19 protein-coding genes and 1 other RNA gene are annotated in these 19,471 nt (G+C 32.7%); 9 read left to right on the forward strand and 11 right to left on the reverse strand.

Going from position 1 to position 19,471, the window contains the following annotated elements; translation table 11 throughout:
- Window positions 1-121: 121 nt before the first annotated feature.
- Entirely contained in the window at window positions 122-1,849 is a 1,728-nt protein-coding gene (gene dnaX, locus K1X16_RS08485; protein WP_225035767.1) for a DNA polymerase III subunit gamma/tau, read from the reverse strand.
- A 101-nt stretch (window positions 1,850-1,950) separates the two neighbouring features.
- Here dnaX and rnpB point away from each other — a divergent pair.
- Window positions 1,951-2,292, forward strand: an RNA gene (gene rnpB / locus K1X16_RS08490) — RNase P RNA component class A.
- Between the two features lie 60 nt (window positions 2,293-2,352).
- Here rnpB and rsmD read toward each other — a convergent pair.
- From rsmD to K1X16_RS08505, 3 genes are read right to left on the reverse strand one after another with little or no spacing between them, the layout of a single operon-like run.
- Window positions 2,353-2,886 carry a 16S rRNA (guanine(966)-N(2))-methyltransferase RsmD gene (gene rsmD / locus K1X16_RS08495; protein WP_195872342.1) on the reverse strand — a complete coding sequence of 178 codons (534 nt, stop codon included), beginning with the start codon at window positions 2,884-2,886 and terminating at the stop codon, window positions 2,353-2,355.
- A complete protein-coding gene (locus tag K1X16_RS08500) occupies window positions 2,886-3,692 on the reverse strand; it encodes a DUF3822 family protein (protein ID WP_225035768.1) in 807 nt (268 codons plus the stop codon). Before K1X16_RS08500 ends, rsmD begins: the two co-directional genes overlap by 1 nt.
- 1 nt (window position 3,693) lies before the next feature.
- Window positions 3,694-4,419, reverse strand: a complete 726-nt coding sequence (locus K1X16_RS08505) for a hypothetical protein (protein ID WP_195872340.1) — start codon at window positions 4,417-4,419, stop codon at window positions 3,694-3,696.
- A gap of 155 nt (window positions 4,420-4,574) precedes the next feature.
- Between K1X16_RS08505 and K1X16_RS08510 the strand changes: the two genes are divergently transcribed.
- The 7 genes from K1X16_RS08510 (at window position 4,575) to K1X16_RS08540 (ending at window position 11,243) form a co-directional block, all read left to right on the forward strand.
- Window positions 4,575-6,011, forward strand: coding sequence for an ATP-dependent RecD-like DNA helicase (locus K1X16_RS08510; protein ID WP_225035769.1), 1,437 nt, complete (start codon window positions 4,575-4,577; stop codon window positions 6,009-6,011).
- Window positions 6,012-6,101: 90 nt separating this feature from the next.
- Window positions 6,102-6,659 carry a DUF4126 domain-containing protein gene (locus K1X16_RS08515; protein WP_225035770.1) on the forward strand — a complete coding sequence of 186 codons (558 nt, stop codon included), beginning with the start codon at window positions 6,102-6,104 and terminating at the stop codon, window positions 6,657-6,659.
- Between the two features lie 62 nt (window positions 6,660-6,721).
- Window positions 6,722-7,450, forward strand: a complete 729-nt coding sequence (gene kdsB, locus K1X16_RS08520) for a 3-deoxy-manno-octulosonate cytidylyltransferase (RefSeq protein ID WP_225035771.1) — start codon at window positions 6,722-6,724, stop codon at window positions 7,448-7,450.
- Window positions 7,451-7,499: 49 nt separating this feature from the next.
- Window positions 7,500-8,213 carry an HAD family hydrolase gene (locus K1X16_RS08525; protein ID WP_225035772.1) on the forward strand — a complete coding sequence of 238 codons (714 nt, stop codon included), beginning with the start codon at window positions 7,500-7,502 and terminating at the stop codon, window positions 8,211-8,213.
- Window positions 8,214-8,248: 35 nt separating this feature from the next.
- Window positions 8,249-9,331, forward strand: coding sequence for an iron-containing alcohol dehydrogenase family protein (locus K1X16_RS08530; protein ID WP_225035773.1), 1,083 nt, complete (start codon window positions 8,249-8,251; stop codon window positions 9,329-9,331).
- Window position 9,332: 1 nt separating this feature from the next.
- Window positions 9,333-9,881, forward strand: a complete 549-nt coding sequence (locus K1X16_RS08535) for a 1-acyl-sn-glycerol-3-phosphate acyltransferase (RefSeq protein WP_195872336.1) — start codon at window positions 9,333-9,335, stop codon at window positions 9,879-9,881.
- 306 nt (window positions 9,882-10,187) lie between these two features.
- Window positions 10,188-11,243 (forward strand): hypothetical protein, encoded by a 1,056-nt coding sequence (locus tag K1X16_RS08540; RefSeq protein WP_225035774.1) that lies wholly within the window; start codon window positions 10,188-10,190, stop codon window positions 11,241-11,243.
- Between the two features lie 40 nt (window positions 11,244-11,283).
- Here K1X16_RS08540 and K1X16_RS08545 read toward each other — a convergent pair whose 3' ends face one another.
- From K1X16_RS08545 to K1X16_RS08575, 7 genes are all read right to left on the reverse strand, one after another.
- Entirely contained in the window at window positions 11,284-11,751 is a 468-nt protein-coding gene (locus K1X16_RS08545; RefSeq protein WP_225035775.1) for a nuclear transport factor 2 family protein, read from the reverse strand.
- 211 nt (window positions 11,752-11,962) lie between these two features.
- Window positions 11,963-13,132, reverse strand: a complete 1,170-nt coding sequence (locus K1X16_RS08550; protein WP_225035776.1) for an ABC transporter permease — start codon at window positions 13,130-13,132, stop codon at window positions 11,963-11,965.
- Window positions 13,133-13,135: 3 nt separating this feature from the next.
- Window positions 13,136-14,095 (reverse strand): HlyD family secretion protein, encoded by a 960-nt coding sequence (locus K1X16_RS08555; protein ID WP_225035777.1) that lies wholly within the window; start codon window positions 14,093-14,095, stop codon window positions 13,136-13,138.
- Between the two features lie 21 nt (window positions 14,096-14,116).
- Entirely contained in the window at window positions 14,117-15,490 is a 1,374-nt protein-coding gene (locus K1X16_RS08560; RefSeq protein WP_225035778.1) for a TolC family protein, read from the reverse strand.
- A 90-nt stretch (window positions 15,491-15,580) separates the two neighbouring features.
- The gene (locus K1X16_RS08565) at window positions 15,581-16,153 is read right to left on the reverse strand and encodes a Crp/Fnr family transcriptional regulator (protein WP_225035779.1); all 573 of its coding nucleotides are present in this window, start codon (window positions 16,151-16,153) and stop codon (window positions 15,581-15,583) included.
- Window positions 16,154-16,294: 141 nt separating this feature from the next.
- On the reverse strand, window positions 16,295-16,747 hold the full coding sequence (locus K1X16_RS08570) for a hypothetical protein (RefSeq protein ID WP_225035780.1): 453 nt from the start codon (window positions 16,745-16,747) through the stop codon (window positions 16,295-16,297).
- A gap of 47 nt (window positions 16,748-16,794) precedes the next feature.
- A complete protein-coding gene (locus K1X16_RS08575) occupies window positions 16,795-17,934 on the reverse strand; it encodes a heparan-alpha-glucosaminide N-acetyltransferase domain-containing protein (RefSeq protein ID WP_317196429.1) in 1,140 nt (379 codons plus the stop codon).
- Between the two features lie 235 nt (window positions 17,935-18,169).
- Between K1X16_RS08575 and K1X16_RS08580 the strand changes: the two genes are divergently transcribed.
- Window positions 18,170-19,375, forward strand: coding sequence for an MFS transporter (locus tag K1X16_RS08580; protein ID WP_225035781.1), 1,206 nt, complete (start codon window positions 18,170-18,172; stop codon window positions 19,373-19,375).
- Window positions 19,376-19,471 lie beyond the last annotated feature (96 nt).

A 19,471-nucleotide genomic window follows, 5' to 3' on the forward strand; every position in this document is an offset into this window, starting at 1 on the left:
TAAAAATAAAATTGGCAACCAATAAAATTGCACTTGCAATAATAATGATTAAATGTATGTTTTTTTTATGGATTTTACGTTTTCAAAAAAATGATATAACAGTTCTATTTCAAAATAGTATTTATACGTCCAATCCAAAAGTCTTTCTTAAAACCTCAATATTTGGGTTTTTTTCTCTTAATTTTTCGTATTTCTCTAAAGGTGTGAAAGCATATTTTTTTGCGACTTCCTCATTAACTGTAATATCTAATTTAAGATCGTAATTAAGTAATTTCTTCTTTAAAAACGTCATTAATGGAAATTCAGCACGTTCTAATTCTATTTTATTCGTATTATTAGAATAGGTTAAATAAATGGTGGTGCCTTCTAATTTTGGCATATCCATTTGTAAAATAGAAGCCATAATTTTTTCACCTTTCTGATCCATTTTTTTTGTGTAGGCTTTCCAAGCTTCCGTTAAAGCTTCTTGGCTAACGGGTTCTTTAGGTAAATTTTCCTCATCAATAACGACGTCCATTTGGCGTAATTGGTGCTCTTTCTTTTCTCTAATACTTTTTAGAGATAAACCAGAAGTTGACTTTTTGGGCTTGTTTATAGATATTTTCGGAATAGATACAGGTTCCTCTACAGTGCTAACCGTTTCTTTTGGTGTGGCCACTTTTTTAGCAACGACAGGTTTTTCTGATGATTTTATGCCTTCAGACTTCGGTTTGTTTACAGGAATTGGTGTAATGCCTCGCGCTTTAAAATACGATGGCGGAATTATGAAGTGCTTAAGATTTTTTTTTTCTCCATCAAAAGTGATAGAGGCAAGTTGCATAAGTGTTAATTCAACTAATAGTCGTTGATTTTTACTGGTCTTATATTTGAGATCGCAGTCATTGGCTAACCGAATGCCTTCCATGAGAAAACTATGAGTTGTTTTCTTTGATTGTTCCATATATTTAAGACTGGTGTCTTCACCAACTTCTAATAATGGAATGGTTGCTGGATTCTTACACACCATTAAATCTCTAAAGTGAGAAGCTAAACCTGCAATATAATGATGTGCATCAAAACCTTTAGAAATAATAGTATTGAATTGTATGAGTAAATCCGGAATTTTATTTTCTAAAATTAAATCGGTACTTGTAAAATACGTTTCGTAATCGAGAACATTAAGATTCTCAGTAACGGCTTGTCTTGTTAGGTTTTTACCCGAAAAACTAACCACACGATCAAAAATTGAAAGTGCATCTCGCATCGCTCCGTCTGCTTTTTGAGCAATGATATGAAGCGCATCATCTTCAGCAGTTATTCCTTGCTCTTCTGCTATGTATTTTAAATAAGCTTTAGCGTCTGAAACAGTAATACGTTTAAAATCAAAAATCTGACAACGCGATAATATCGTTGGAATGATTTTATGTTTCTCAGTGGTTGCTAAAATAAAAATGCAGTGTTTTGGCGGCTCTTCTAAAGTTTTCAAAAATGCATTAAAAGCTGCCTGAGATAACATGTGAACCTCATCAATAATATACACTTTGTATTTACCAACTTGTGGTGGAATACGTACTTGGTCTGTTAGTTCTCTTATTTGATCGACACCATTATTAGAAGCGGCATCTAATTCAAAAATATTAAACGCAAAATCTTCGTCTTCACTGGTGTTTTCATCACTATTAATCATTTTAGCCAAAATACGTGCACATGTTGTTTTACCAACACCACGTGGTCCTGTAAATAATAAAGCTTGCGCTAAGTGATTGTTTTCAATAGCATTAAGTAAAGTGTTTGTAATAGCCTGCTGCCCCACAACATCCTTAAAGGTCTGTGGTCTGTATTTACGAGCCGATACTACAAAATGTTCCATTGAAAAATTACTGAATTACAAATTTAAGAATAACCTATAAATACACGATTGTTAGTACTAAAATTTAAGATGAGTTATTAACAATTTATGTACTTTTGCACCGAGTAAATCGCCTTATCGATTCTAAATTTATTTAGGGTAGGAAAGTCCGAACACCATAGTGCAATCATAGTGGTTAACAGCCATCCATCGTAAGGTGAGGAAAAGTGCAACAGAAAGTATGTACAGGTTATGCTGTAGTGAAACCAGGTAAACTCTATGTGGTGCAATGTCATGTATACTAACGCTTGAGCGTACACGCGCGATTGTTAGAGGGTAGGCAGCTAAAGTTTGCTGGTAACAGTAAACGTAGATAAATGATAAGGTAGTTTTGTTCTTGTGCAGAAGAGATTCTGAAACGGGTACAGAATGAACAGAATTCGGCTTATAGATTTGCTTAAACAAACAAGCTTCATGGTTATACATGAAGCTTTGTTTTTTATTATGAGGTTAGTTGTAACGATTTAATCAAAAAAACTAAACATATTACCACCATAACTTTTAGAATGCGAATAATGTTCTAGCTGGCTCAAATCTGTGTGTTTAGAATGTTCTACAATGAGCAAACCTTCATCTTCAAGTAAGTCATTTTGAAACACCAATTCAGGGATTTTTGAAAACGCTTCCAATTCAAAATCGTAAGGTGGATCGGCAAAAATAATGGTGTGCTTCTGTTTCGATTTTTCTAAAAATTTAAAAACATCACTTTTAATGGTACTAATAGGCATTTCAAAAGCTTCAGATGTTTCGTTTATAAACTTTATACAACCGTAATTATCATCTACAGCTGTAATTTGTTCTGTGCCTCGCGAAGCAAATTCATAGCTTATGTTTCCTGTTCCCGAAAACAAATCTAACACCGAGATATCATCAAAATAATACTGGTTATTTAAGATGTTAAACAGCGCTTCCTTTGCCATATCTGTTGTTGGTCTAACAGGTAATTTTTTAGGTGCTGTGATTCGTCTGCCTTTAAACAGTCCGGAAATTATACGCATTAAAAGGAATTTAAAATTAAAAAATGATGATGCAAATAGCGATTATCTATACCTGTAGCCATTGAAAATTCGTACTGCTTTTCAATAAAGTTAACATGCCTTATGTATGTATAAAGAATAACATAAAGCTCATCACCTAAATTGATGTGTCCACTCAGTTTAACTAGCGTCGTTTCTGTATCTAACTTTAACTGTTCAAAAACGAATAAAATATAATAGATAAAATCTTCTTTACTGTGGTATTCAAAATTATTGAATAGTTGAAGCTTGTTTTCTTTAGTCACTACAACTTCAACCGTATTTTTATTAATATTGATATAAACGATAGGTTCATCAACGGTTTCTAAATGTTGTAAATGTGAATTTATAAGAACGCTAGAGGCATGTTTGTAAACAAATTCACCAAAAGTTTCAAAAATATAATTATTAATGTTTACATAAGGGACATAAACATTGACGCTATTATTGGCAGAAATAGTATCTTCTGTAATAAAATCGTTTCGAAGTATTTTAGAATTAAACTTTAAATAGTCGGCTTTATGCTCAGCATTATAAAGTTCTTCAGGCACTAGAGTGGCCAATTCATTTTGATGAATTACTAAAACGGCATTAAAGTCTTCTGAAAAAACAGTATTACTACTCAGTTCTGCTTTTAGGTGATTGAGAATTTCTGTAGGTGTTGACTTTTGATCAAACGGAACAGTTTTGAGAAACTCAATGGTGTTTTCGGTTTTATTTAGAATACAAAAAGAAAGCCCATTCAAATTAATTTGAATGGACAGTTCTTTAATATCATTTATTTTCAAACTATTCTTTATTTGTGTAGCTTTTTGGCCAGTTTCCTTTGGTGAAAACTTCAGTCATAGATCCAACTTTTAACGTTGGTCCATTAACACCATCTACAGACACTACTTGTTTTTCTTTTTCAATTAGGTAAGGCTCTTCACCATCTAAGACAACAGACTTTTCTACACTTGCTTCAAATACAGAAAATTCGTCTAGTTTGCCAGCTTCAAGTTTAAATTTGGCACCTTCTTTACCAACACCGACATTCATCATGGTTTTGTATCGGTCGCTACCTTTAAAGATTGAATCTTTAACAGAGTAATAACTTAACGTATCAATTAATGTTATTGTTTTCATGGTTTCAACACCACCAAATAACTTTGTTCTTTCTTCATCTAATACTAAAGTATCGCGTCTTTGTGTTATTGGCACCTGACCATTTTCTACAAAGTTGATTAATTTGTCAAAACTATCTGTATAAGTTCCGTTAACATCTTTATAAGCTAGTTGTGAATCTCTAATGTCTATTAAGCGATCAATAACTACAGCAAAACGTTCTTTTTTCAATTGGTTAAATTGAATCTCTTTATAAACTGACATATAAGTCATGTACCCCAAGAAAATAATTAAGACCCACAGCAATATATTTATTACTGGTTTTATTTTTTTCGGTACAAATTTGTCAATTAACCATACGATTCCAATGGTTAATAGTATAATAACTACAATTGCTATAATTACTTTCATATTAGTTTTTATTTATTAGGTCTATCGCAAATCTACAATTTTTTTTTGTTCGTTAAAACTATCTAAAATAAAAAACATTAAAAATAACGAACTAAATAAGATATAGGCTTTAAAAATACAGAATAATAGTATCTTGCTCTATAATTTTTTTCTTTATGATTTCTAATGCTTCCGCATTCTATTCACTAATAAAATCCAAATTCCCGTTTGCACCAACCTCTAAGCAAGATATGGTGTTAATGCAGTTGTCTCAATTTATTTTTGATTCAAATAAAAATTCAATTTACGTATTAAAGGGATACGCAGGAACCGGAAAAACAAGTATAATAGGTACCATTGTTTCTAACTTATGGCAAGCCAAAAAAAATGCTGTTTTGTTAGCTCCGACAGGTCGAGCAGCTAAAGTAATTTCAAATTATTCGAAAAAAGAGGCGTTTACCATCCATAAAAAAATTTATTTCCCGAAAAAAAATAAAGGTGGTGGCGTTAATTTTGTAAGACAACCTAATAAGCATCGCAATACTATTTTTATTGTAGATGAAGCATCTATGATTCCTGATACGTCTTCAGATTCAAAATCATTTGACAGCAGTTCATTATTAGACGACTTAATGCAATTTGTATATTCTGGTCATCAATGTAAATTACTTTTAATTGGCGATAAAGCACAGTTACCACCTGTGAAATCCGATTTAAGTCCTGCGTTAGATGAAAACAAACTCAGTTTAAACTATTATAAAGATGTTGTTGGAATTGAACTAGACGAAGTTGTAAGACAAGAGCAAGATTCAGGGATCTTAAGTAATGCAACAGAACTTAGAGCTGTTTTAGAATCTAATTTTTATGAGAGTTTTAAATTCGATGTAAATGGGTTTACAGATAGTGTGCGTTTAATTGATGGCTACGAAATTATGGACGCCATTAACGATGCCTATAGCGAAAATGGTTACGAAGAAACGGCCATTATTGTTAGAAGTAATAAGCGCGCTAATGCCTACAACCAACAAATTAGACAACGAATTTTGTTTAATGAAACGGAATTGTCTTCTGGTGATTATTTAATGGTAGTTAAGAATAATTATTTTTGGATAAAACCGACGAGCGAAGCAGGCTTTATTGCCAATGGTGATATTATTGAAGTTTTAGAGATTTTTAGCATTAAGGAATTGTACGGTTTTAGATTTGCAGAAGTAAAAATAAGAATGGTAGATTATCCTAATATGAGACCAATTGAAACCGTTTTGCTATTAGATACTATTGATGTTGAAAGTGCCTCATTAAGTTATGAAGAGTCCAACAGATTATACCAAGAAGTACTAAAAGATTATGAAGACGAACCTTCTAAATATAAACGTTTTTTAGGTGTGAAGAATAATAAGTTCTTTAATGCACTACAAGTAAAATTTTCTTATGCAATTACCTGCCACAAGTCGCAAGGTGGACAATGGAACACCATTTTTGTAGAGCAACCCTATTTACCTAATGGTATGGATAGAGATTATATAAGATGGTTATACACAGCAATTACAAGAGCTAAGGAGAAGCTCTATTTAATAGGATTTAAAGATGAGATGTTTGTTGAAAAAGATTAACCTATTTTTCGTATTAAAACGATTGAAGTAAATTCAAGTAAATTAGTGAGGTTGGTATCACAAATTTACGCACGTTAAAACATAATATAAATGGCAGAAACAATTCTAAGTATATGTTTAGGTATCGGACTTTCAGCTTCTGTTGGTTTTAGAGTCTTCTTACCATTGTTTGCCTTAAGTTTAGCAGCCTATTGTAATGTGTGGGAACTTAATGAATCTTGGCAATGGATTGGCAGTACAGCTGCTGTAATTACATTAGGTATCGCCACTTTAGTTGAAATAGTTGCGTATTATATTCCTTTAGTGGATAATGCATTAGACACTATTGCAATTCCGTTAGCGACTATTGCAGGAACAGCAGTTATGGTGTCTACAGTTGCCGATTTAAGTCCAGTAATTACTTGGGCATTAGCAATTATAGCAGGTGGAGGAACTGCAGCAGCAGTAAAGAGTTCGGCAAGTGCTACACGAGTAGGTTCAACGGTTTCTACTGCAGGTTTTGGAAACCCTGTAGTGTCAACTATTGAAACAGGATCGTCTGTTGTAATGTCTATTGTCTCTATATTTTTACCGATTCTGGCCTTTATTTTAGTACTGTTCATTTTTTATCTGGTTTTTAAACTCTTTAAAAAGTTCCGTCGAAATTGATCGAAATCATCTTATAAACCTTATTTTTGAAATTGAATGTATTCATAATACAAATCACGTAGATGAAAATAATATCCATGATTCCTGCACGCTACAGTGCTTCTAGATTTCCAGGTAAATTGATGCAAAATTTGGCCGGTAAATCTGTTATTCTAAGAACTTATGAAGCCACAGTTGCCACTAATTTATTTAGTGAAGTTTATGTGGTGACCGATAGCGATATTATTTATAATGAGATTGTAAATAATGGTGGGAAAGCCATAATGAGCATAAAAGAACACGAATCTGGAAGCGACCGAATTGCAGAAGCTGTCGCAACTGTAGATTGTGATATTGTAATAAATGTTCAAGGAGATGAACCGTTTACAGAGCGTGAAAGTTTAGCGAAAGTGATAGATGTTTTTAAAGATGATACTGAAAAGGAAATCGATTTAGCGTCTTTGATGGTTGAAATTACAGATTTAGAGGAAATCAACAATCCAAATACGGTAAAAGTTATTGTAGATCAGGATAGTTTTGCATTATATTTTTCACGTAGTCCTATCCCATTTCCAAGAGATGCAACTGTTGGAGCGCGATATTTTAAACATAAAGGCATTTACGCATTTAGAAAAGAAGCCTTATTAGATTTTGCGGTGTTACCAATGCAATTTTTGGAAGCTTCAGAAAAAATTGAATGCATAAGGTATTTAGAATATGGAAAACGTATTAAAATGGTTGAAACCAAAATACAAGGAGTAGAAATTGATACACCAGAAGATTTAGAAAAAGCAAAACGTTTGTGGAAGTAGGTATCTCGTAGGTACAACTCGAGAGTTGTCCAAAAAAATATAAAGTGAATTGAATAAAGAATATAAAAACATTAAAGTAATAGGTTTCGATGCTGACGATACGTTATGGGTTAATGAAACCTATTTTAGAGACGCAGAAGAAGAAGTAGGACAGTTATTATCGCATTACGAGACACCAAATAAAATAGACCAAGAACTATTTAAAATGGAAATGGTTAACCTGCCAACCTACGGTTATGGTGTAAAGGGGTTTGTTTTATCCATGATAGAGTTGGCTGTAGAATTATCTAATGGAACAGTGTCTAATACTGTAATTTCTAAAATATTAGATATCGGTAAAGATATGATTAACAAACCTATTGAGCTGTTAGATGGAGTAGAGGATGTATTAAAAGAATTGTCTAAAGATTACAGATTAATTGTTGCCACCAAAGGTGATTTGTTAGACCAAGAACGAAAATTAGAAAAATCCGGATTGTTAAAATATTTTCACCATATAGAAGTATTAAGTGAAAAGCATGACACCAATTATATACAGTTATTAAAACGATTAGATATAGAGCCTGAATCATTTTTAATGGTTGGTAACTCGTTAAAGTCTGATATTTTACCTTTAGTTAACATTGGTTCAAAAGCAATTCATGTACCTTTTCATACCACATGGCAACATGAAACGGTAAGTAAAAAAGAAGCAAATGGTTCTGAATTTAAAACGGTTAATAGTTTAACGGAAATTTTAGATTTATTCAGTGCTCATAATTAAACTAAGTTGTTATTTTTGTTAAAGATATAAAGTAAATGATATTCAAAAATTATCCAATGGTGTCCAGAGTAGTTTATGGACGCGGAAGTTTTAATCAACTCGATGAAATTCTCGCCCCAAAGCGCAAAGGACGCAACGCACCATTTATTTTTTATGTAGATGATGTCTTTAAAGGCAATCATTGGTTAACGTCACGTATTACATTGTCCTACAAGGATAAGATTATATATGTACCTACGAACGAAGAGCCAAGAACGGATCAAATAGATCAGTTAGTAGAAGAAATTATTTTAGAAAATAGTGAGCTTCCGTCTGGTATTATTGGTATTGGTGGTGGTACTGTTTTAGATGTTGCAAAAGCAGTGTCGTTAATGTTAACCAATAAAGGAGAGTCTAAAGATTACCAAGGGTGGGATTTAATTAAATATCCAGCGATTTACCATGTTGGTATTCCTACAATTTCTGGTACAGGAGCAGAAGTCTCTAGAACTACAATTTTAACTGGTCCAGTTCGTAAATTAGGTATAAATAGTGATTACACGCCTTTTGATCAAGTTATATTAGATCCGGAATTAACCAAAGATGTACCAAAAAATCAGTGGTTTTATACAGGAATGGATTGTTTTGTACACTGTGTAGAGTCGCTTACAGGAACGTATCTTAATGCCTTTAGTGAAAGTTATGGTGAAAAAGCCTATGAACTTTGCAAAGAAATATTTTTAGAAGACACCTTAAGTGCTGAAGAATCGCAAGACAAATTAATGATGGCGTCTTGGCATGGCGGAATGAGTATTGCCTATTCGCAAGTTGGTGTTGCACATGCTATGAGTTATGGTCTAGGGTATCTTTTAGGTGTTAAACATGGTGTTGGTAACTGTATTGTTTTCGATCATTTAGAAGATTATTATCCTGAAGGTGTGGCTATTTTCAAACAAATGAAGGCCAAGCACAATATTGAAATACCTCAAGGCATTTGTGCGGATTTAGATGAAGAACAGTTTGACACTATGATTGATGTGGCCTTGAGTTTAGAACCACTTTGGGAAAATGCAATAGGTAAAAACTGGAAAACCATAATGACCAGACAAAAGCTTTTAGAGCTTTACAAAAAAATGTAACATGCGCTGGTTAGCCAAATTCATTTACTTTAAAGTATTAGGTTGGAAGGTCGTTGGTAACACTAACTTTTCTAAAGATACCATTAAAAAATCAGTGATTATAGCTGTGCCTCATACCAGTTGGCACGACTTTTATATTGGAGTTTTGCTTCGTAAATTAAGCAATGTTAAAACCAACTTTGTCGGTAAGAAGGAATTGTTCACTTGGCCATTTGGTTACTATTTTAGAGCCATTGGCGGACGCGCTTTAGATAGAACTTCTGGACAAAATAAAGTGGAAGCAATAGCCAAATTATTTAATGATACAGATGAATTCCGATTAACATTAGCACCAGAAGGCACAAGAAAAAAAGTAGAAAACTGGAAAACAGGATTTTACTATATCGCCAAAAAAGCTAATGTGCCCATCATAATGTTTACACTAGACTTTAAGAATAAACAGAATAAAATATCAGAGCCGTTTTATCCAACAGATAATATTGAAGCCGATTTTAAAACAATGAAAGCTTTTTTTAAAGGTGTTGAAGGAAAAGTAAAGGCCTATAGTTAAACCCATATACTTTGGCATAACATTTGAAGTATTCTTAACACAATGAAACATAAAGTAAACGTAAGTCCCTAAAAAGAAACATTGTTATTTGTCGTAAAAAGCTGTCTAAGTAATTAGATGGCTTTTTCTTTTTTAGATATTTCCTACCTTTTTAATTGTTAAAATATTTATAAAACTAAACCTGTAATTTGTTAGAAGTCAGAATGTAATGAGTTGGTGTTTTTTTGTAGCGCGTTTTTTTAAAACCAAGATTGAATAACTACGTATATATTAATAGAAACAAACAATTAACAAAAAAACTCAATTATGATTAAAGAAAAATTTATGATTAAAAGGAACTTCAATTCAATGTGTGCATTAGTTTTAGCTATTGGTGTATCGTTTACATCTTGTAGCGATGATGATGACAATGATGGAGGGAACGACGATTACGATTCTGTAACCGTATATGCTTCCAATAATTCAAATGGAAATATTTCAGTATATGATTTTGAATCGGACCAAATGGTTGAAACAAAAACATTAATTACAACTACCACTGCAGCGGACGGCATATATTATGATGATGATTCGGAATCTGTGTTTCAGGCATCAAGATCAGGTAATAGTTTAGAGGGATTTGCTAATATTGACGACTTAGTAACAGAAAGTATATTAAATATAAATTTCGCGGGAACTAGCGATATGTCTAGTCCTAGAGAAGTTGCAGTAAATGGAAATTTATTTGTTGTAGCAGATAATGCCGATGTAGATGGCGATGAAATGACACCAGACGGAAGGTTATTTATCTATTCATTTGATGGATCTAGTTTTACATTAAGAAACGTAATTACTACAGAATTTAAACTTTGGGGAATTACATTTAATGATAACGATCTTTATGCAGTTGTTGATGCTACAAATGAATTAGCTGTATTTAATGATTTCTTATCAAATAATACAGACGCTACAGTTAGTGCTTCAAAACGAATTGCAATTGAAGGAATCGTAAGAACACATGGTATTACTTATGATGATTCTACCGATACATTGATTATGACCGATATCGGTGAAGCGTCAAATGGACAAGATGATGGTGGTTTTCATATTATAGCTGGTTTTACCAATAAATTTAATGCCGTTTCAGATGGTGAAACAATGGCTGTTGCCGGAAATCAAGTAAGAGTTTCTGGAGCTTCAACCTTGATGGGGAATCCTGTTGATGTTGCTTATGATTCAGATAACGAGATCATTTATATTGCTGAAGCTGGAAACGGTGGCGGTCGTATTTTAGGCTTTTCTAATTTTACAGCAGGTGGAGATATTGCGCCTACTTTTAATAGTGCACTTGCATCAGCCTCATCAGTATATTTAGAAGATTAAACTGAAAAGTGTTTAACAGTAGAATGCCGTTTAATTTATTTTAAACGGCTTTTTTTATATAATTATCTAACATGTAATTTGTCTGACTTTGAAGCTTGTTTTTAAAAAAGCGCATGCCACCAAAGAAAATACCTTTAATTCCTAAAGCTTGTTTTGCCCATTTGTGTAAGTCAAATTCATCTGTGTGTTTAATGATTAGGCCATCTTTAAATTCAAATTTAGCATCAATTTTATTATGGACTTTTCGTCCGGTTTTGCTAAAGGTATAGTGGGCTTCCCAATGTGCGGAACCACTATTATCGTTAGTACTTATATTTGAAAATTCAACATTAAAACTAGTTTCATTTTGTGAATCGCAAAGCATTAACCACATCGCTTTAGCACGTTCTCCTTTTAAAACACCAAACGCAGGATCTTCAAACACAATAGCGTCATGGTAGCATGATGCCATTGTTGGACCATCACAATTATTTAAAGCTGTGTAAAATGTTTTTATGATGTTTTCCATTAGACTATTTTTTAAGATTTATAAAACCATGCCTTACAAAAATACGTAAGTAGCGTGTTATTGATTCATATTCTTTCATTCGAATGGGATTTTATTGCTATGAAATCGAAAAGCCATCTATAATTAGATGGCTTTTTTGATTGAGATAGGTTCCTCAAATTTTTCGGATTATGGTGTTTAATGAATGTTTTAAGTATCTGTTTTGGTGGTTTTAAAGCTGTTTTTGTTGTTTTTTTACAGCGGCATTAATCTTATATTGTAGCAGAATAATCATCGCTATAAAAGTGACAATAATTATAAGTATTAAAATTTTTATTTCTGATGCGGCAGAGGACAAGTCACCTCCGTAGAACGCCACTTTTCTAAATCCACTTAAGTATTGCGTCACAGGAATAAACTGAGCAACGCTAGTAATAAAATCTGGTATCGCTAAGGTTGGCCAAGTAAATCCACTTAGTATAAATGCAGGTGTAGAAATGACCATTAATAATTCTGTCGCTTTCAATTGATTAGGTATAGCCATAGAAAAAAGCATACCAATTCCCATAGAAGCAAGGGTCAATAATAAGGTTAGAACAATCATTGGCATATTAAAAATACCTGCCGTAATATTAAAATAAGGAAAGAGCAGACTTATTAATAGCCACATAATTGGTAGCATAATGATAAAAGGAGTCGCTTTTAATGCGATGTGATAGAGTGATGATTTGCTTTCTTTTGTTAAGGTGATGAAATAACCATCTTCAAAATCTCTTGAAAAAACTAAGGCCATAGCCAAGAAAATAACCTGTTGCATAATGGCTGCAAGTAAGCCTGGTAACATAAAAGTGATATAGTTACCAGTGGAATTGTAGAGTTTATTAAAATTAATTTTAAAACTCTCGTAAGTCACTTTAGCTTGCTTAGGATGAAGCCCTTGTTTTTTGAGTGCTTCGATTTCTATGCCAGCATTTATGGTCATTAAAACGGTACTTATATTTTTACTTGCCGTATTAGCATTTAAAATATTAGCCATGTTAAGATCTATCCGAACTTCTGGATGCTTTTTTTGTAATAGGTTTTTTTCAAAATCTGAAGGAAACGTTATAACTGCAGCATATTGTTCCACAGGCATTTCATTTACAATATTTCCATCAGTAAATCGCACATCCGTTACCAATAAAACTTCATTGTCTTCAAAAGCATCTATAATTTTATCTGTTGTAGGACTTTGGTCTTGGTCTACAATGACAACGGGTAAATCGATAACTTTTGCTTGTTGATAGACATGGCCAAACAAAATGCCATAACCAATTGGTGCTCCGAAAAAAATTGCTAGTAAAACACCATTCGAAAAAATACGTTTAAACTCAACCTTAAGAAGGCTTATAAATTTTTTCATGGCTTAGCTTTTTATGAGAATGGTTGCGTTGGTGTAAAATTGTTGTTCTGAAACATCTATAGTCGGTACAACTTTTAATTCATAAATAGATTCAGATAATTGGTACAAAGGTGCTGTGCTTGTAATATCTGCATACTGCGCCAATTGTTTTATAGCTACAATTTTAGCTTCGGTTTCTACCTTGGTGTAAGGATTGATAAGTGTGAGTTCTTGTCCGACTTCAAAATCATAAATTTTTGATTCTGGAATTGTAAATCTGAAATAGACACTATCTGTTTTATAGCCATTAAATAATGTAAATCCAGGTGTTAGTAATTCACCTTCTTCTAAACTTATCGTCTCTATAGACATGGCTGCTGGTGCAATTACATACTGTTCGTTTGAAGCAGAAATCACCTCTTCTTTTGCTCCTTGTGCACGTTCTAGCTGCCCTTTGGCTTGTTCTATTTGTTCAGATCGGGTCCCCTTTTTTACTTCATCGCGTTTGGCTTCTAAACTTGCAACCTGTGCTTTTGCCATGTTGAGTTTCATTTTAACTTCGTCAAATTGTTGTTGACTTATTAATGAATCATTATACATGTTTTTCAATCTTCCATAGGATTCTTGTGCAAATTCTAATTGTGCTTTTCCGGCTGCTAATTGGCCTTCAATTTGACTAAACTGTTCAGACGTCGCACCATTAAAAGCCATGTCTAACTGGCCTTGTGCTGCTTTAATAGCACCTTCGGCTTGTAGCATTTTAGCATTCACTTCTGGTATGTTAATCAATGCTAGCGTATCACCTTTTTTTACAGTTTGCCCTTCTTCAACATATATCGTATGGATGCGTCCTGCGATTTTATTGCTTACTGCAATGGTTTCATATTTTACTTTTCCTCTATTTGGTGTAATTTTTTCATGATTACAAGATTGAAAGAGTAGCAGCGTAAAAAAGCTTAAGATGAGTGTTTTATAAGTGTTCATTTTATTTCGTTTATAGTTGAATTAATAAGTAAGTATGCCTTTAGCATGGCGTAAATCTGCAACAGCTCTTCGTTCGTTATAGAAAGATTCTTGCAGTTTAAAATTTGCTTTTTCTAAATCGTTTAAAGCATCGAGTACATCATTGATTGAAGCCAAATTGTTTTTGTATTGTTTGTTAATTAGGTTGTAGGTATCATTAGCTAATTCAATTTCTTTTTCAACTATTTTAGTGTTTTCTAATGCAGCTTCATAAGTTAACTGGGCTTTTGTAATACTCAAAGCAATCATTTCATTGGCATCGGTAATTTGCGCTCTAAGTTTTTGACTTTCTAACTGTGTTTTTTTACTTTTTAATCGGGATGTATTCCCATCGAAAATAGACCATTTTATCCCAGCTCCAATAAACCATTGTGGATCTAATAAGGATAAATCATCTTCTATAAATTCGTAATGACCTTTAATAGCAATTTTGGGAATAAAGCTACTTTTCTCCATTTTCACTTTATAATTTGTGGCTTTTTCAGCCTCTTCTAAGGCTTTAATTTCATTCCGTTTTTCTGTGTTAGAAGCGTCACTAAATGAAAATACATGTAACTCAGGATTGAGTAATTTTAAGCTCGTTTTGGGTTCTCCTGTTAATTGATGAAGCACTTCTATTAATAGCGTGTTTTTATGTCTAAAATCGAGTTGTTTTGCTGCAAGCTGTTGTTGAGCGAGTTCAATTTTTTTTCGACTTATAGGTGTTGTTAACCCATTTTCAATCGCTTTTTTGACATAATAGGCTTGTTCGTTTAAATAATTTTCAGTGGTCGTTAAAACTTTTTCAGAAGCTTTTACAAGAGCCAATTTATCGTAAGTTTCAATAATTTGTAAAGCCAATTTATCGGCTTCGGCAAGACCTGCATAATTTAACGAAGATTCTTTGTGTTTACTTGCTTTAAGCGCATTGCTAGCTTCAAATCCACTAAATAAAACCCAATCTAAATCTACTGAAGATTTTAAAATATTTTTGTCTTGTAGATTTGCAGCTTCTTGCAACGGAATGTCTTCGGGAAATGGTGAGTTAAAAGGCAATCCCATGGCATCTTTGATGATGAGTTTTTGAGTCTCTATTAATAATGCTTGGGTATCATCGTCAAAGGTAATATCATCATTTAAACGTGTGTAACTTCCGTTGAAAGTAATCTTTGGCAAGAAAACTGATTTCGCCATTTGTTGATCTACTTTGGCTTGCTCAGATTCAAGATGATTACTTTTTAAAGTGTAATTTTTTTGAAGTCCTTTATGGATTAAATCTTTTAGTATTGGATCTAATTCTTGTGCCGAAATTACAGTCGGAATTACAGTTGCAAGTAGCAGTAAAACACAATTTAAGATGACTTTATTTATGTTCATTTTGCATCGTTTTTAATTACTATACAAAGATATTACTGTATTTTGAATTTATTTTTGACCTATATCATAAAAGCGAATATATACTAGATTTTAATTGCTGGAATCTTGACTTCTAATACGACTTAATGTTTCTTGTGCCATGCCTAAATAAGATGCAATATGACCTAGTGAAACTTGGTAGGCAATATCAGGAAATTCAGCGAGCATATAATCATAGCGTTCTCTTGCTGTTTGAAATTGAATTGCATTGAGTTTGTTAACCACATTAGTTAACATTTCGGTAATGACGAGTCGACCTAATTTTTCCATCTTAGGGTATTTCGCAAATAAGACATCTAATTTTTCTTTAGAAATAAGATATACAACAGAATCTTCAAGAACTTCTAAATAATATAAACTCGGCTTTTTTTGAAAAAAACTATCAGCACTAGACATAAATTTTCCTGTTCCAAAAAACCATTGTGTAATGTCTTTTTGGTTGTCATTGAGGTAATAACTTCTACCCATGCCTTGCTCTATAAAGTATAAGTATTTACAGATTTCACCTTGGTGGACAAGTGTTTCATTTTTAGAGACGGATTGCATTGTAAAATGATCTAAAATATCATTTAATTCATCATCTGAAAATGGCACCAATGCCGTTAAAGTGTCAGTAAAATTCATAATTTAAGAAAAAGCTAAGCTAATTTTAATTTAGGCTATAAACAAACGAAATAAAATGGAGGACAATTGATTTCTTTACTTTTATTTGAATGAGATTTTATGGGCAGATAAGCGAAAAATCAACTTTAATTAGATGTTTTTTTATTCGATAGTGATTTTATTTCTAAAACCTATATCTGTACGTTCGTCAAATAAAAAATCATAATAATCGGCATCACCTTTTTTGCCGCTGATGGTGGTTTTAGCTCTTCCAATTTCCAATCCAGCTTTATTATAGGCTTTAGCAATTACTGTTCTATTAAAATCGGCATCAAAGATAACGTATAAGATGAGTTTATTATTGTTGCTGCTAGATGAGCTGCCAATATCATAAACGCCAGTTTTTAAGCCATGCTGTTGTAAGTCTTCAGAAAGTATAATTTTACATTCTAATGTTTTGTCTACGCCTTCAGAAACACCTTCAAAAAACTCTGTGGCACTTTCCCCAACAACTTCGCCACCTCTGTTGATGCCTTCTTTTGTTTTGTTGGCTAATCTGTTGCAGGATAAAAAGCTTAATAGAATAATTAGCGTTACTAATTGGTGAATTTTCATGTTGTAAAAGAGTTTTATAGCTTTAAAAATACATAAACTAAAAGTATCTACCGCGTGTATTTTTTAATCTTATCCATAAAAAGTTGCAATTTGTTATAGACGAATACATTTGTTTTTGCATAATGAAACGAAATAAAACATACTACTGATAAAAAGATGATAGCACCAATAATAGCTTGCCAAGGTAATAATGTTTTGCCTATAATTTGATGTAAGCCAATACCTGTAAAACTGCCGTAGATGATAATGAAATGAATAACATAAATAGATAATGTTTTCTGACCGATTCTTAAGATTAAAGGTTGTTTAATATAAGTCTCTAATAAATAGAATAAAGAGAATAAAATCAGCACATTACCAAGTCTAGTGAATAAATAATTATAATAAGCAACATCCTTGAAAAGCATGATGTCAAAGGCGTAATAGAACTTCATGAGTAGCTCAGAAGATCCAAAAATTAGTGCGATGCCAAAGATGAAAAAGCCAGATACAATAGCTATTTTAAACTTTGGTCGTTCAACATAGCGATAGAATAATGTGGATATAAACGCACCAAATGCTACATAACCAAACCAAGGAATTATGGTAAAAATAGAACCGTTTGCTTTGGAAAGATAATTTGAAAATACCACAGGAACTTCAGGCAATTCTAAATAACGATATAAGGGCTCGGCAGTAAAAATAGTTATACCTAAAAGCAGCATTATAACTGAAAAGTATAACGTTTTTTTGAAGGTTAATTTATAAATTAAAACAATTAAAATTAACGATAAACCTATACACTGCAAGACGTCAATGACAAGAAAATAACTGTTGAACTTACCAAAAAGCCATTCAAAAAGAGGTATACGTAGTAAATAACCAATCCCAATAAGCATTAAGCCTCGCATTAAGCCTTTGTGCATTCGAGTTTTAATTCTACCACTTTGCTTTGCTCTTATCAATAAATACGAAAAGATGAGGCCAGAAATGGTGAAAAACGTTGGTGCCGTTATCCCTCTAAAATATTCCCAAACCTTAAATGCTGTGTTGTTTTGGTCTCTGTAAGATACGTCTAGTAAGGTGTCAATAAAATGCCCTTGCAACATCATTAAGATGGCAAATGCTCTTACAGCATCAATAAAATATAAGCGGTTGGTACTTAAAAATGACTGTTTGGATTGCAGAGGTAGTTTTTCGATTAAAATAGGTTTTAGTTAGTTTTTTTTGAATTTAAAAATAATGATGCCACAAATTTAACATTATATATTGTATTAGTTTTTTTTAAGTGGATTTTTATGTCGTTTATAGCTGTAAAATATACACGGCTTATTGGGTGTGTTAAAATGTTAATATGGCACATATTTGTGATAAACTACTAGTAATTGAATTGGCTTTTTGTACAGACATTTGCATTATAATATTTGAACTATCTTAAAAGTTATGGAAAATAAATTTTCTAATAAAAAAGCGTTATTATCATTAGCAATAGGTGGTTTTGGAATAGGTTTAACAGAATTTGTAATTATGGGAATTTTGCCTAATGTTGCAAATTCATTAGCTATTTCAATACCCGAAGCGGGTCATTTTATTTCGGCTTATGCTTTTGGTGTTGTAGTAGGCGCTCCATTATTAACCAGTTTTAGTTATAAGTTTTCGCCTAATCGTATGTTGTTACTACTTATGGTTTGGTTTACGGTGTTTAATACACTTTCAGCTTTTTCTACAAATTATAATATGTTGTTGGTTATGCGTTTTTTGTCAGGGTTACCACATGGTGCCTTTTTTGGGGTGGGAGCTGTAATTGCGGGTAAATTAGCTAAGAAAGGAAAGTCTGCCCAAGCTATTGCGACTATGTTTTCAGGATTAACTATAGCGAATGTTATTGGTGTGCCTATTGGTACTTATTTAGGAAATCAGTACCATTGGAGTGCTTCTTTTATAATGGTAGGAGTTGTTGGTGTTGTAACCTTAGCTAGTATTTTTTATTGGATGCCGAAATTTAATAAAGAAGAAAAATCATCTTCAGAAACAGAGCAAAAAGGGTTAAAAAATCCAGAACTTTGGGGACTCATAGCACTTACAACCATTGGAACTGGTGGATTTTTTGCTTGGTATAGTTATATTGCTCCATTATTGATGGAGGTCGCTCATTTTTCTGAATCCGTAGTAAGCTATGCTATGATAATTGCAGGAATTGGCATGTTTATTGGCAATTTTTTAGGAGCGAAAATGGCAGAAATATTTACTCCTTTACGTTCTGTTTTAATAAGCCTTTTAACTATGACGGTGGTATTAACGGTTAATTCTTTTATAGCTTCAAATGGAGTTCTCGCCTTAATATTAACTTGCCTTATTGGCTTAATAGCTTTTAGTATATCGACACCAATACAAATGGCTATCATTAATTCGTCTAAAGGCGCCGAGATGTTGGGATCCTCAATGAACCAAAGTGCATTTAATATGGGTAATGCTATGGGAGCTTATTTAGCCGGATTACCAATTGCCTATGGTTATAGTGTAACATCTTCATCTTTAGTAGGTGCTGCTCTTGCGTTTTCAGGCGGGTGTATTGCGATTTCCATATTACTTTACAGGCACCGTAAAATAAAAAAAGGAAAACAACGCGCTTATACTTGTAATGCTTAATATAATGAGATAAAAATAACAACTATTAATTTGAATGCTGCAATGCATCTTAATTCATTTTCAAAGTAATTTTTTCAATTTAAAATCAATAGTTTA

The organism is Winogradskyella sp. SM1960 (assembly GCF_020179375.1).
Taxonomy (GTDB): Bacteria; Bacteroidota; Bacteroidia; order Flavobacteriales; family Flavobacteriaceae; genus Winogradskyella; species Winogradskyella marina.

What these genes read in the sequence shown, in the direction of transcription:
- dnaX (WP_225035767.1), bottom strand. Translation starts at nt 1,849, where the DNA reads ATGGAACATTTTGTAGTATCGGCTCGTAAATACAGACCACAGACCTTT.
- rsmD (WP_195872342.1), bottom strand. Translation starts at nt 2,886, where the DNA reads ATGCGTATAATTTCCGGACTGTTTAAAGGCAGACGAATCACAGCACCT.
- K1X16_RS08505 (WP_195872340.1), bottom strand. Translation starts at nt 4,419, where the DNA reads ATGAAAGTAATTATAGCAATTGTAGTTATTATACTATTAACCATTGGA.
- K1X16_RS08510 (WP_225035769.1), top strand. Translation starts at nt 4,575, where the DNA reads ATGATTTCTAATGCTTCCGCATTCTATTCACTAATAAAATCCAAATTC.
- K1X16_RS08515 (WP_225035770.1), top strand. Translation starts at nt 6,102, where the DNA reads ATGGCAGAAACAATTCTAAGTATATGTTTAGGTATCGGACTTTCAGCT.
- kdsB (WP_225035771.1), top strand. Translation starts at nt 6,722, where the DNA reads ATGAAAATAATATCCATGATTCCTGCACGCTACAGTGCTTCTAGATTT.
- K1X16_RS08530 (WP_225035773.1), top strand. Translation starts at nt 8,249, where the DNA reads ATGATATTCAAAAATTATCCAATGGTGTCCAGAGTAGTTTATGGACGC.
- K1X16_RS08535 (WP_195872336.1), top strand. Translation starts at nt 9,333, where the DNA reads ATGCGCTGGTTAGCCAAATTCATTTACTTTAAAGTATTAGGTTGGAAG.
- K1X16_RS08540 (WP_225035774.1), top strand. Translation starts at nt 10,188, where the DNA reads ATGATTAAAGAAAAATTTATGATTAAAAGGAACTTCAATTCAATGTGT.
- K1X16_RS08545 (WP_225035775.1), bottom strand. Translation starts at nt 11,751, where the DNA reads ATGGAAAACATCATAAAAACATTTTACACAGCTTTAAATAATTGTGAT.
- K1X16_RS08550 (WP_225035776.1), bottom strand. Translation starts at nt 13,132, where the DNA reads ATGAAAAAATTTATAAGCCTTCTTAAGGTTGAGTTTAAACGTATTTTT.
- K1X16_RS08555 (WP_225035777.1), bottom strand. Translation starts at nt 14,095, where the DNA reads ATGAACACTTATAAAACACTCATCTTAAGCTTTTTTACGCTGCTACTC.
- K1X16_RS08560 (WP_225035778.1), bottom strand. Translation starts at nt 15,490, where the DNA reads ATGAACATAAATAAAGTCATCTTAAATTGTGTTTTACTGCTACTTGCA.
- K1X16_RS08565 (WP_225035779.1), bottom strand. Translation starts at nt 16,153, where the DNA reads ATGAATTTTACTGACACTTTAACGGCATTGGTGCCATTTTCAGATGAT.
- K1X16_RS08570 (WP_225035780.1), bottom strand. Translation starts at nt 16,747, where the DNA reads ATGAAAATTCACCAATTAGTAACGCTAATTATTCTATTAAGCTTTTTA.
- K1X16_RS08580 (WP_225035781.1), top strand. Translation starts at nt 18,170, where the DNA reads ATGGAAAATAAATTTTCTAATAAAAAAGCGTTATTATCATTAGCAATA.